Origin of the sequence: Cupriavidus pauculus (genome assembly GCF_008693385.1) — a bacterium.
GTDB lineage: Bacteria > Pseudomonadota > Gammaproteobacteria > Burkholderiales > Burkholderiaceae > Cupriavidus > Cupriavidus pauculus_D.
In genome coordinates this window covers 181,156-193,844 of the sequence record NZ_CP044065.1, presented here as the reverse complement: position 1 = coordinate 193,844, position 12,689 = coordinate 181,156, and the positions used below count along the sequence as shown (strand labels likewise).

Annotated in this window: 9 protein-coding genes; 4 read left to right on the top strand and 5 right to left on the bottom strand. The window is 65.7% G+C overall.

Annotation, left to right across the window (positions count from 1 at the left end; translation table 11 throughout):
• Positions 1-128: 128 nt before the first annotated feature.
• The 4 genes from FOB72_RS00925 to purN all read right to left on the bottom strand — a co-directional run bounded on the left by FOB72_RS00925 (position 129) and on the right by purN (position 5,092).
• On the bottom strand, positions 129-1,319 hold the full coding sequence (locus tag FOB72_RS00925) for an acyl-CoA desaturase (RefSeq protein ID WP_150370821.1): 1,191 nt from the start codon (positions 1,317-1,319) through the stop codon (positions 129-131).
• 265 nt (positions 1,320-1,584) lie between these two features.
• The gene (locus FOB72_RS00920; protein ID WP_223851540.1) at positions 1,585-2,922 is read right to left on the bottom strand and encodes a mechanosensitive ion channel family protein; all 1,338 of its coding nucleotides are present in this window, start codon (positions 2,920-2,922) and stop codon (positions 1,585-1,587) included.
• An 86-nt stretch (positions 2,923-3,008) separates the two neighbouring features.
• Positions 3,009-4,430, bottom strand: coding sequence for an RsmB/NOP family class I SAM-dependent RNA methyltransferase (locus tag FOB72_RS00915; protein WP_191002171.1), 1,422 nt, complete (start codon positions 4,428-4,430; stop codon positions 3,009-3,011).
• Positions 4,427-5,092, bottom strand: a complete 666-nt coding sequence (purN, locus tag FOB72_RS00910) for a phosphoribosylglycinamide formyltransferase (protein WP_150370819.1) — start codon at positions 5,090-5,092, stop codon at positions 4,427-4,429. The genes FOB72_RS00915 and purN overlap by 4 nt, the downstream gene beginning before the upstream one ends.
• A gap of 237 nt (positions 5,093-5,329) precedes the next feature.
• On the opposite strand from purN, the gene FOB72_RS00905 reads away from it, so the two are divergent.
• Positions 5,330-5,989 carry a response regulator gene (locus tag FOB72_RS00905; protein ID WP_150370818.1) on the top strand — a complete coding sequence of 220 codons (660 nt, stop codon included), beginning with the start codon at positions 5,330-5,332 and terminating at the stop codon, positions 5,987-5,989.
• Between the two features lie 46 nt (positions 5,990-6,035).
• Here FOB72_RS00905 and FOB72_RS00900 read toward each other — a convergent pair whose 3' ends face one another.
• Positions 6,036-7,826, bottom strand: a complete 1,791-nt coding sequence (locus FOB72_RS00900) for a hybrid sensor histidine kinase/response regulator (protein ID WP_223851375.1) — start codon at positions 7,824-7,826, stop codon at positions 6,036-6,038.
• Positions 7,827-8,108: 282 nt separating this feature from the next.
• On the opposite strand from FOB72_RS00900, the gene FOB72_RS00895 reads away from it, so the two are divergent.
• The 3 genes from FOB72_RS00895 to lspA all read left to right on the top strand — a co-directional run bounded on the left by FOB72_RS00895 (position 8,109) and on the right by lspA (position 12,637).
• Entirely contained in the window at positions 8,109-9,074 is a 966-nt protein-coding gene (locus tag FOB72_RS00895; protein WP_150370816.1) for a bifunctional riboflavin kinase/FAD synthetase, read from the top strand.
• Positions 9,075-9,206: 132 nt separating this feature from the next.
• Positions 9,207-12,086, top strand: a complete 2,880-nt coding sequence (gene ileS, locus FOB72_RS00890; RefSeq protein ID WP_150370815.1) for an isoleucine--tRNA ligase — start codon at positions 9,207-9,209, stop codon at positions 12,084-12,086.
• Positions 12,086-12,637, top strand: coding sequence for a signal peptidase II (gene lspA / locus FOB72_RS00885; protein ID WP_150370814.1), 552 nt, complete (start codon positions 12,086-12,088; stop codon positions 12,635-12,637). Before ileS ends, lspA begins: the two co-directional genes overlap by 1 nt.
• Positions 12,638-12,689 lie beyond the last annotated feature (52 nt).

Sequence of the window (12,689 nt, the reverse complement as noted above, 5' to 3'; positions counted from 1 at the left end):
TCTGCCGACCGCACGGCGCCGTGCATGCGGCGCCATCTATCGAACACGGCAAGAGTGTAAAACGAAAAAAAGCCCCGCGAGGTGCGGGGCTTCTGGGTGCAACCGACTCAGGGTTGCGGCCGATTGTATCAGGCGTACCGGCGCAGGCGCAGCGAAAAGTCCTGCAGCGCTTCGATGCCGCTGGCCTCGGCGCGGTGGCACCAGGCCTGCAGTGCCTGCAGCAGCTGCTCGCGCGTCATGTTCGAGCGGCCCCAGATCACGGCCAGTTCGCGGCGCATTTCCACGAACGTGTGCAGCGCCTTGTGCTGCTCGACGATGCTGGCCAGCTGCTGGCGCTGCGTCGCCGCAAGCTTGGTTTCCTCGCGGTGGAACCACTTGCGCGCGGGCTTCAGGTTGCTGTACTCGGCCACGCGGCCTTCCTTGAGCTTGTCCAGTTCCTGACGGAACGCGCCCTTCACGGCCTTGGCGTAGCGGGCCATCACGTCGTAGCGGTTGGCGATGATCGCCTCCAGCGTGTTGTGATCGACCGGGCGTGCCTCGACGAGACGTGCCTTGGGCGGGATCTTCTTGACCTTGGCCAGACCCACCGCCTGCATGCCGCGGATATACCACCAGCCCACATCGAACTCGTACCACTTGATGGAGAACTTGGCCGACGTCGGATAGGTGTGGTGGTTGTTGTGCAGCTCTTCGCCGCCGATGATGATGCCCCACGGCGACACGTTGGTCGAAGCGTCCTCGCAATCGTAATTGCGATACCCCCACCAGTGGCCGAGACCGTTGATGATGCCGGCCGCGTGGATCGGGATCCAGAGCATCTGCACGGCCCACACGGTCATGCCGATCACGCCGAACAGCGCGAGATCGATGATCAGCATCAGGCCCACGCCCTGCCAGCCGAAGCGCGAGTACACATTGCGCTCGATCCAGTCGTCGGGCGTGCCATGGCCGAACTTGGCGATGGTTTCCTTGTTCTTGGCTTCCTCGCGATAGAGCTCGGCGCCTTCCATCAGCACCTTGCGGATACCGCGCGTCTGCGGGCTGTGCGGATCGTCTTCGGTCTCGCACTTGGCGTGGTGCTTGCGGTGAATGGCGGTCCATTCCTTCGTCACCATGCCCGTGGTCAGCCACAGCCAGAACCGGAAGAAATGCTGGGCGATGGGATGCAGGTCCAGCGACCGGTGCGCCATGCAGCGGTGCAGGAAGATCGTGACGCCCGCGATGGTGATATGGGTCACCACGAGCGTGAAGAGGGTGATCTCCCACCAGGACCAGTTGGCAAGGCCGTTGGCGGCCCAGTCAAGAATTGTGTCGAACAAACTGTTCTCCGTCGATTAAACAGGTCTGTAGCCCAGCACGGGTCGTGCCAGCCCACTCAGTGCGCAGCAAAACGTCTGCGAAAGAATCATCGATTGCGATAGCTATCTCGACGCGCCCGGCGGCACATCGGGGCCCGGGCGGTTCGCGGTACGAGCCGCTGCAATCTGGCGGCTGTATGTCTGTATGTGTCTGTATGGTGTGGGGCGCGGAAGTTCCTGCCTGGAAATTCCTGCCTGGAAATCCTGCCCGCGACAACCCCTCATTCTACCGGATCGGCGCGGGTGGAACATCCGCTTTTTCCCCGACTTGGAGAGGCGCCTGAGGCGTTTGTTCCGCGAGTGACCCCGACGTCGCACGAATCTCGCGCTGCGGATACGGGATGGAAATGCCGTTTGCCTTGAACGTGCGCCAGATCGCGCGGTTCATCGCCGATTGCACGCCGAGCTTGCCCTTCTCGGGATCGGCGATGTTGACGGCAATTTCGTACTCGATGCCGCTTTCTGCGAACGCGACCAGAAACCCGGTCGGCTTCGGTTCGGGGAGCACGCGTGGCAGATCGCGCACACAGGCCTCGAGTAGCGCGATCACGGTGTCGGGATCGGCGGCGTAGTCGGCCTGCACACGTGTCGCCACGCGCACATTGGTATTCGAGAACGAGTGATTCTGGACGGACTGGGCCACGAGTTGCTCGTTCGGCACCAGCGTTTCCCCGTCCCCGTTTCGCACCACGGTGTAGCGCGTGCGGATCTGGGCCACGATACCCGTGTACTTGTCCACCGTGATCTGGTCGCCGAGCTTGACCGAGCGGTCGAGCAGGATGATGAATCCCGAGATGTAGTTGCTCGCGATCTTCTGCAAACCCAGGCCCAGACCCACCCCGAGCGCGCCGCCGAATACCGACAGCACGGTCAGGTCGATACCCACGAGCGACAGGCTCAGCAGCAGCGCCACGACCAGCAGCAATGCCTTGGCGATGCGCGTGAGCACGACCTTGAGGTTGGTATCGAGGCTCGGTGCGCGCATCAGCCGGTCTTCGAGCCACGAGCCGAACCACATGGCCACCAGCACGGTCAGCAGGATCCAGATCGCGCCGAGCAGCGTGCTCGCGAGGCTCACGTCCTGCTTGCCGCCTACGGAGAAGCGTACGTCCTGCATCCAGCCGATGACGTCCCACAGCAGCCCCATCACATACAGGCCCATGCCGAGCCACACGAGGGTCGTCAGCACCTTCTCGACGAGCACGAGCATGCCCTGCAGCTGGCCGTCGCCCGACATGACGCGCCGGAGGATGTAGAACGCGAAATACAGGAACGTGATGCCGAACAGCGGCACCAGCGCGAGCCGCAGCACGCTGACCGAACCCAGCGGGACCAGCGCGTAGCGCGCGACCATCACCAGCAGCCAGCCGAACAGCGGGAACATGGCCCGCTCGAGGCTGGCGGCGGCAAAGCGCAGCGCGAAGCTCGAGGTGGCATAGCGCGCGTCGAGCCGTTTCACGACATGGCGCGCGAGGAACCACGCGACCACGAGGCAGCCCGCCAGCACCGCGATCTGCCAGAAGAACGCCTGCCCGCCGGCATCGCGGATCAGGTCATCGAGCATCCTCCCGAACGGAGGACGCGTGGCGGGAGACCCGCTCACCGCACCCGCCGGACCCGCCGCATCCACTGCGCTTGCCGCCTCGGGCATCAGCGCGTCCGTTCGAGCACCGCGGCGAAGAAGCCGTCGGTCTGGTGGATATGCGGAAATAGCGCCAACATGCCGCTATCGGCCGGCAACGAGGGGACTTCGATCTTCTGCTCGGCAAACACTTCCTGCACGGGGACCAGGCGGAAATTGTCGTGCGTTGCCAGAAAATCGCGCACGATAGCTTCGTTCTCGGCCTCGAGCACGCTGCAGGTGGCGTAGACGATGCGGCCGCCGCCCTTCACCAGACGCGCGGCGGAGTCGAGGATCGCGCGCTGCTTCTCGGTCAGCTCGACGACCGACTCGGGCGTCTGGCGCCACTTGAGGTCGGGATTGCGGCGCAGGGTGCCGAGGCCGCTGCATGGCGCATCCACGAGTACGCGATCGATCTTGCCCGCCAGGCGCTTGACCTTGGCGTCGCGCTCGGAGTCGATCAGCACCGGATGCACGTTGGACAGCCCGCTGCGCGCGAGACGCGGCTTCAGGTTGGCCAGACGCTTTTCGGAGACGTCGAATGCGTACAGACGGCCCGTCGAGCGCATCGCCACGCCCAGCGCGAGCGTCTTGCCGCCCGCGCCCGCGCAGAAGTCGACAACCATCTCGCCGCGCTTCGGTGCCACCAGGTTGCACAGCAGCTGGCTGCCTTCGTCCTGCACTTCGACGCCGCCATTGATGAACAGCGGCAACTGGTTCAGCGCGGGCTTGCCCGCGAGGCGGATGCCGGCCGGCGCCATCGGCGTGGGCGCGGCGCCGATACCGGCGGCCTCGAGCTCCTCGATGGCCTGTTCGCGCGACACCTTGGCCAGATTGGCACGCAGGTCCAGCGGCGCCGGACGCAGCCAGGCGTCGCCGAGCGCGGCCGTGAAGGCCTCGCCGTGGCGGGCGAGCAGATCGTCGTACAGCCACTCGGGCAGGTTCGCGCGCACGCGCGGCGCGAGGCTCGCGCGCTCGATCGTGGTCAGGCGGTCGAGCCACTCGGCCTCGTCGGGATACAGGAACGGTGTCAGCGCGTCGCGGCCGAGCGTGGCGGCGAGGCCCAGCAGGCCCAGGCGGCGCGTGGCGGAACCGGTACCGCTTTCGGCGAACTGACCGAATTCGACGCGCCGGCGCAACACCGCGAAGATCGCCTCGGCGATGATGCCGCGCTCGCGGTGGCCGAGCTTGCTGTTCTCGCGGAAGTAATGGCTGACCACGCTGTCCGCGGGACGCGCGAACAGCAGCACCTTGCCGAGCAGACGATCGATGTGCTGCAGATGAAACGCCTGCAGGCCGCTGCTGCTGCGCGCGAACGCGCCATCGGTACCGGTGCGCGGACCGTTGGCATCGGGCTTGCCGCCCGCTTTTCGGATCGGGCTCGACTTGCCCTTGCTGCGATTTCGCTGTCGATTCTGTTCGGGTGTTGCGTGATTACGACTGATTGTCATGATGAGATACCTGCCACGCCGGCGCTGGCTGAAAGGGCCAGGAACCACTGCGGTTCGGCCGGGTGAACGTGAACGATGCCGTCCTGCACGCGCAGCCGGTTCTCGATGAACCAGCGTACGGCACGCGGATAGATGATGTGCTCGCAATCGAGCAGACGTTCGGCCAACGACTCGGGTGTGTCGCCAGGCAGAACGTCGAGTGCCCCCTGCATCACGATCGGACCATGATCGAGTTCAGAAGTCACGAAATGCACCGTCGCGCCATGAAGCTTGACGCCCGCATCGAGCGCCTGCCGATGCGTCTTGAGGCCAGGAAAACTCGGCAGCAGCGACGGGTGAATATTCAGCATGCGGCCCGCGTAGTGGTCGACGAAGGCCGGCGTGAGAATGCGCATGAAGCCCGCCAGCACTACCAGATCCGGCTGACATGCGTCGATCGCGTCGCGCATGGCCGTATCGAAAGCGGCACGGTCGGGATAATGCTGATGGTCGATAACGATCGTGGGGATACCATGCTCGGCGGCAAACTGCAGGCCTGCGGCATCCGCGCGATTCGACAGGATAGCCGCAACCCGGGCAGGCCAGCGCTCGGATTCGCAGGCACGGACGATGGCTTCCATGTTTGTGCCACGGCCCGAGATCAGGATCACAATATTTTTCATCGCGCAATTCTACCAAGCGAAAGCCTAAACTCTCGCAAAGCGAGCGTATTAGGTGCTTAATTCACGGGAAATTTGCACGCATCGGCAATTTCCCACGGCGGACCTGTTGAAAATACCTGCGATGGATGGATTGTGACGCCTCACTCGCTCTGTTAGAGTGGCCGTTACGTCCACGCGCCCCCTTAGGCAAGGCGAGGTGACAACAAGGACGAGCTGGGAAATTAGACGGGAATACGCATGTCGAACACTGCACCGACTCTGTTGGTGGTCGATGATCATCCTATGGCCCTATCAGGCACGACCGCGTTTCTCGCGGAAGTCATGCCGGACGTCGCGGTTCACGCGGCCGGCAGTGCCAAAGAGGCTCTCAACTCGCTGCAACAGGGATTGCGTCCCGATATCGTGCTGCTCGATATCTGGCTGAACGACGGCACGGGCTTCGATGCCATGCAGACGTTCAAGACCGTGATCCCCGGCGCGCGATTTATTTTCATGTCGGCGGAAGCCACGCCCGAGATCGTGGGCCGTGCCCGCGCGCTCTCCGCGTGCGGTTTCGTCGGCAAGCACCTCGATGCCAACGCGTTCACCGCGGCGGTCCGCAAGGTGCTCGCCGGCGATACGAGTTTTCCGACCGATGAAGCGCTCAGCGGCCGCTCGCAGCAGTTCGGGCCCGCGCATGGCATCCCCGTCACGCCGGCGGAACTGGGCCTGACCCCGCGTCAGGGCTCGGTGCTCGCACTGGTGCTGGAAGGGCTGCCGAACAAGGTCATCGCGCGCAAGCTCGGCCTGACCGAAAACACCGTCAAGGAACACGTGTCCGCGATCCTGCAGCGCCTTGGTGTGCGTACGCGCATGCAGGTCATGTCGCGCATGGAGCGTTTCCGCCTGCGCCAGTAACACGGCGCCGGCCCCCTCCGGCCCCCTCCGGCCCAATCAGGCCCAATCAGGCCGGATGCAGCCAACGGCGCAGCAGCATGCGCAATGCCGCCGGATCGACCGGTTTCGGCAACACGAAGTACCCCGCCTCTTCCGCCGCCACGAGCGCGTCGGATTTCAGATCGCCCGTGAGCAATGCACTGCGCGCCTGCGGCTGCGTGGTCTGCCAGCGCTCGAGCAGGTCCAGCCCATTCTCGCTGCCCGGAAGCCGCAGATCGCAGAAGATGATGTCCGGCTTCAACCCCTTGCGGAACAGGCTGTCGGCCTCGGCGCCATGCGCGGCGCATGCCACGCGGATACCCCACGCTTCCATCAGCGCGATCCACGCCTTGCGGATCTGATTGTCGTCATCGACCACGAGCACGGTGCCGCGCATCGGCTCCGGCTTCGCTTCCTCGGCGCGCGCATTGGCGCGCATCGCGCGGATGCTGGCGATGGATTCCGCCGGCGCCGGCGCGAGCGCGAACCAGAACACCGATCCCTTGCCCGGCACGGACCGCACGCCGTACGTTCCGCGCATCAGCCGCACGCACTCCTTGAAGATCGCGAGGCCAAGGCCGAGCCCCTGCGACGGATCGCGCTGCGGGTTGTGGACCTGGTAATACGGCGAGAAGATATCGGGCAGATGCTCCGGGGTGATGCCCGCGCCCGTATCCCACACCTCGAGGCGAATATGCTTGCGGCGTTGCCGGGCCGTGACGAGGATGCCGCCGCGCTTCGTGTAGCGCAGCGCGTTCTGCACGAGGTTGAACAGCGCGCGCCGCAGCAGCACCGGTTCGGCCATCGCGTAGATCTCGTCGGGAACCCGCGGATTCAGCGACAGGCCGCTCTCGCGCGCATCGGCCGCGAACTGGCTCATCACGTCATGGATCAGCCCGTTGAGGTCGCAGGGCTCCAGCGTGGGCAGTACCTTGCGGCCCTCGAGCTTGGAGAGGTCCAGCAGCGAGCGGAACAGCAGGTCGATGGTCTGCGTGCCCGCCGCGACCTGCTCCACGAGCGGGTGCAGCGCGCTCGACTGGTTGCGCGCGCGCAACGCTTCCACGAGCATGACCAGCGCATGCACGGGCTGCCGCAGGTCATGGCTGGCCGCGGCGAGAAAGCGCGATTTCTCCTCGCTGGCATGGAGCGCGCGTTCCTTTTCTTCCTGGAACTGCTTGGCCAGCCGGCGGCTGCCGCTCTCGAGCTGGATGGCGCGCACGAGCGCGTGCTGGAGGTTCAGCGCATGGCGCGCGAGCATCAGCGCGTAGACGATCAGCAACAGCTGCACATAGCCGCCGTGCCCCGGGAACGCGAAGTCGGCGAGCAGCACGTTCGGCACGAGGATCGGCACCCCCGCGAAGACGAGGTTCGACGGGACCGGCGACTGCGACGTGGCACCGCCGGCCAGCACGCCGAGTGTCAGCAGATAGAGCACCGCCGAGAACACGCTCGAGTCCGTATAGAGATGCAGCAGCGCCGAGCTGCCCCACGTGAGCCCCGTGACGAACGAGTACACGCGCATGTTGTTCCACCACTTGCGCGTGTGGGCGGAACGGCTCATGCGGCCGCCATCGCGCTTGTAGCCGAAGTAGAACCACGCGACCGTGGCCGTCAGGATCAGCATGACCGCGCACCATGCCAGCAGCGCCGTGTGCTGGGCCTCGTGCCAGAACGTCGCGGCCGTCAGGCCTGGCAGCACGAGCGAAGCGCCGATCCCCGTCGGGGAGACGCGATGGACCGTGGCCAGCAGTTTTGCGCGCGTCTCGGTGTCGAGCGGCGGCCCGGGCGGGGGCAGTAACTTGTTGAGCAGCGCGTTCAATGTTGACCCTGATCTGACGCTGACACCGCGGGCGCCGCCCGCCCCTGCCCGACACTGCCAAAAACGACAGAATCGGCAAGGCGCACCGAGCATTGCATGTGTCGCGCGATTGGTATTCCGAGTGGCGCATATCATGCCGCCTTTTGCCGTGCCGCGCCATGCTTCGGCGGCTTTCCGCCCACATTGGCCCTTGATCGGGCGCCGGTGCGCCACCAAATGGGGCAGACGGGGCCATTCGCCTTATAATGCCCGTTTTCCCCGAATTGCTTTTTCGCCGTCCTCGTGAAAGTCTTCCGCGGCCTGCCCAACGCCGAAAGCCGGGCGCCCTGCGCGCTCACCATCGGCAATTTCGACGGTGTGCACCGCGGCCACCAGTCGCTGCTCGCGCGCGCCCGCGCGGCCGCCGACGCACGCGGCCTGCCGCTGTGCGTGATGACCTTCGAGCCGCATCCGCGCGAATTCTTCACGCCCGACCGCGCGCCGAAACGCATCGCGCTGCTGCGCGACAAGCTGGATGCGCTGCGCGCCAATGGCGTGGATCGCGTGGTGGTGGAACACTTCAACGCCCACTTTGCCGCGCAGTCGCCGCAAGCCTTCGTCGAGAACGTGCTGTGGCACGGGCTGCACGCGCGCTGGGTGCTGGTCGGCGACGACTTCCGGTTTGGCGCGCGGCGCGCCGGTGACGTGGACTTCCTGCGCGAGGCGGGCCAGCAGTACGGCTTCGACGTCGAGCAGATGGGCTCCGTCTCCGAAGGTGGCGTGCGGATCTCCAGCTCGGCGGTGCGCCAGGCGCTCGAGGAAGGCGACCTCGAGCACGCGCGGCGGCTGCTGGGCCACGGCTATGCGATCAGCGGCCACGTGATCCACGGCCGCAAGCTCGGCCGCGACCTCGGTTTTCCGACGCTGAACCTGCGTATCTCGCACAAGCGCCCGGCCGTCAACGGCATCTTCGTGGTGCAGGTGCATGGGCTCGCCGACCGGCCGTTGCCGGGCGTGGCCAGCATCGGCGTGCGGCCGACCATCGAGGACGCGGGCCGCGTGCTGCTGGAAGTGCATCTGTTCGATTTCAATGCGAACCTCTACGGCAAGCTCGTGCGCGTGGAGTTCATGAAGAAGCTGCGCGACGAGGCGCGCTTCGACAGCCTGGACGAGCTGACCGCCGCCATCGCGAAGGACAGTGCCGACGCGCGGGCATTCTTTGGGCTGACCGCCCCGGACGCGACCTCGGCAACCGACCGAATTAGGTAGCGGAGCCGGTGCCCGGTACGTGATACCGCGGCCCCGGTGGCCCGCCACTCCGCCTCACCCGCCAGATATCCGAATGATCGCGCGGCGACACGCAACTACCGCCGCGCCCGACTGTATCCCGAGAATCAAGACATGTCCGACGACAAACGCGCCAAGCCCGAGAAAAGCAAGTATCCGGTCAACCTGCTGGATACGCCGTTCCCCATGCGGGGCGACCTGCCCAAGCGTGAGCCGCAATGGGTCAAGCAATGGCAGGACAAGCAGCTCTACAAGAAGATCCGCGCGGCGCGCAAGGGTGCGAAGAAATTCGTGCTCCATGACGGCCCCCCGTATGCCAATGGCGACATCCATATCGGCCACGCGGTCAACAAGGTCCTCAAGGACATGATCGTGAAGGCGCGCGGCCTGACGGGCCTCGACGCCGTGTACGTGCCGGGCTGGGATTGCCACGGCATGCCGATCGAGATCCAGATCGAGAAGCAGTTCGGCAAGGGCCTGCCCGTGCAGGAAGTCCAGTCGAAGGCCCGCGCGTACGCCACCGAGCAGATCGCGCGCCAGATGAAGGACTTCGAGCGCCTCGGCGTGCTCGGTGACTGGGCGCACCCGTACCTGACCATGAACTTCAGCAACGAGGCCGACGAACTGCGCGCCCTCGGCAAGATCATGGAGAAGGGCTACGTGTTCCGCGGCCTGAAGCCCGTGAACTGGTGCTTCGACTGCGGCTCCGCGCTTGCCGAAGCCGAGGTCGAGTACAAGGACAAGGTCGACCTGTCGATCGACGTCGGCTTCCCGTTCGCCGAGACCGACAAGCTCGCGCACGCTTTCCACGTGCCGCTCGCGCAGCTCGAGGCCAAGCCGGGCTGGATCGTGATCTGGACCACCACGCCCTGGACGATCCCGTCGAACCAGGCGCTCAACGTGCATCCCGAGGTCGAGTACGCGCTCGTCGATACGCCGCGCGGCTACCTGATCCTCGCCACCGAGCGCGTGGAAGAGCAGCTCAAGACCTACGGCCTGGAAGGCAAAGTCGTGGCCACCGCGCGCGGCGAGGCCCTGTCGGAGATCCGCTTCCACCATCCGCTCGCGAAGATGGACGCCGGCTACGACCGCCTGTCGCCGATCTACCTCGGCGACTACGTGACCACCGACACGGGCTCGGGCATCGTGCACTCGGCGCCCGCCTACGGCGTGGAGGATTTCCAGTCGTGCAAGGCGCATGGCATGCCCGACGCGGACATCATCAGCCCGGTGATGGGCGATGGCGTCTACGCGAGCACGCTGCCGCTGTTCGGCGGCCAGATGATCTGGGACGCCAACCCGAAGATCGTCGCGGTGCTCGAACAATCGGGCAACCTGTTCAACTCGCACAAGTACGAGCACAGCTACATGCACTGCTGGCGTCACAAGACGCCGATCATCTATCGCGCCACCTCGCAATGGTTCGCGGGCATGGATGTGGTGCCGACCAACGACGGCCCGACGCTGCGCGAGACCGCGCTCGCGGGCATCGAGGCCACCGAGTTCTATCCGGCCTGGGGCAAGCAGCGCCTGCACAACATGATCGCGCATCGCCCGGACTGGACGCTCTCGCGCCAGCGCCAATGGGGCGTGCCGATGGCCTTCTTCGTGCACAAGGAAACCGGCGCGCTGCATCCGCGCACGCCGGAGCTGCTGGAAGAAGTGGCGAAGCGCGTGGCACAGCATGGCATCGAAGCCTGGCAGACGCTCGATCCGAAGGAACTGCTCGGTGAAGAGGCCGCGCTGTACGAGAAGAACCGCGACACGCTCGACGTGTGGTTCGACTCGGGCACCACGCACTGGACCGTGATCCGCGGCTCGCACCGCGACGATCTCTACGATCCGTCCGCCGACGAACCGGATGGCCGCCTCGCGGACCTGTACCTCGAGGGTTCGGACCAGCATCGTGGCTGGTTCCACTCGTCGCTGCTGACGGCCTCGATGCTGTACGGCAAGCCGCCGTACAAGGCGCTGCTCACGCACGGCTTCACCGTCGATGGCGAAGGCCGCAAGATGTCGAAGTCGGTCGGCAACACCGTGTCGCCGCAGGACATCTCGAACAAGATGGGCGCCGAGATCATCCGTCTGTGGGTAGCCTCGACCGACTACTCGGGCGAGCTGTCGATCTCCGACGAGATTCTCAAGCGCGTGGTGGAAGGCTATCGCCGCATCCGCAACACGCTGCGCTTCCTGCTGTCGAACCTGACCGACTACGACCACGCGCAGCACGCGCTGCCGCCGTCGCAATGGCTCGAGATCGACCGCTACGCGGTGGCGCTGACCGACCGCCTGCAGAAGGAAGTGCTGTCGCACTACGACGCGTACGAATTCCATCCGGTGGTGGCCAAGCTGCAGACGTTCTGCTCCGAAGACCTCGGCGGCTTCTATCTCGACGTGCTGAAGGACCGCCTGTACACGACGGCACCGAACTCGCAGGCACGCCGCGCCGCGCAGAACGCGCTGTATCACATCACGCAGGCGATGCTGCACTGGATGGCGCCGTTCCTGTCGTTCACGGCCGAAGAAGCGTGGCAGATCTTCGCGCACGGTACCGAGCACAAGGACACGATCTTCACGAGCACGTACTACGCGGTGCCCGCCGTCGATGCCGCGGACGACCTGCTGCAGAAGTGGCACGAGATCCGCGCCGTGCGCGCCGAGGTGACCAGGCAACTCGAAGCGGTGCGCGTCGAGGGCGAGATCGGTTCGTCGCTGCAGGCGGAAGTCACGATCGCCGCGGGCGGCCCGGTGCTGGCCGCGCTGCGGAGCCTCGACGACGATCTGCGCTTCGTGCTGCTGACCTCCGCGGCCAAGGTGGAGCCGGCGCCGGAAGGCGGCGACCTGCTCGTCACGGTCACGCCGTCCGCGCACGCCAAGTGCGAGCGCTGCTGGCACTATCGCGCCGACGTGGGCCACAATCCGGCCCACCCCACCCTCTGCGGCCGCTGCGACAGCAACCTGTTCGGCGCCGGTGAACACAGGAGCCACGCCTGATGGCCACGTCATCGTCCTCGTCACGCGCACGCCCTTCCGCCCGCAAGGGCGGCAGCAACGGCAACGCCGCCCGCGGCAGCAGCACCACGCCGCTGCTGTGGATGGCCTTTGCCGTGCTCGTGGTGATCCTCGACCAGTTCTTCAAGATCCTGATCAGCCGTACGTTCGTGTATGGCGAGTCGCGCCCGGTCACGAGCTTCTTCAATCTCGTGCTGGTATGGAACAAGGGCGCGGCGTTCAGCTTCCTCGCCGACGCCGGCGGCTGGCAGCGCTGGTTCTTCACGGCGCTGGCCGTCGTCGTGGCCGGCTTTATCGTCTGGCTGCTCTATCGCCATAACGGCCAGAAGATGTTCTGCCTGGCGATCTCGATGATCCTCGGCGGCGCCATCGGCAACGTGATCGATCGCGTCATCCATGGCCACGTGATCGACTTCCTCGACTTCCACCTGCGCAACGCGCACTTCCCCGCGTTCAACGTCGCGGATTGCGCGATCACGGTCGGTGCGGTGCTGCTGATCATCGACGAACTGCGGCGGGTCCGGCGTCACTGAGCGCCCGGCACGTGGCGCGCGGCGGCGGTATGATGCGCCATCATCGTTTCCA

Excerpts from the sequence above, each read along its gene's own strand:
- ileS (WP_150370815.1), top strand. The coding sequence starts at position 9,207 with ATGTCCGACGACAAACGCGCCAAGCCCGAGAAAAGCAAGTATCCGGTC.
- purN (WP_150370819.1), bottom strand. The coding sequence starts at position 5,092 with ATGAAAAATATTGTGATCCTGATCTCGGGCCGTGGCACAAACATGGAA.
- lspA (WP_150370814.1), top strand. The coding sequence starts at position 12,086 with ATGGCCACGTCATCGTCCTCGTCACGCGCACGCCCTTCCGCCCGCAAG.
- FOB72_RS00920 (WP_223851540.1), bottom strand. The coding sequence starts at position 2,922 with ATGCTCGATGACCTGATCCGCGATGCCGGCGGGCAGGCGTTCTTCTGG.
- FOB72_RS00915 (WP_191002171.1), bottom strand. The coding sequence starts at position 4,430 with ATGACAATCAGTCGTAATCACGCAACACCCGAACAGAATCGACAGCGA.
- FOB72_RS00905 (WP_150370818.1), top strand. The coding sequence starts at position 5,330 with ATGTCGAACACTGCACCGACTCTGTTGGTGGTCGATGATCATCCTATG.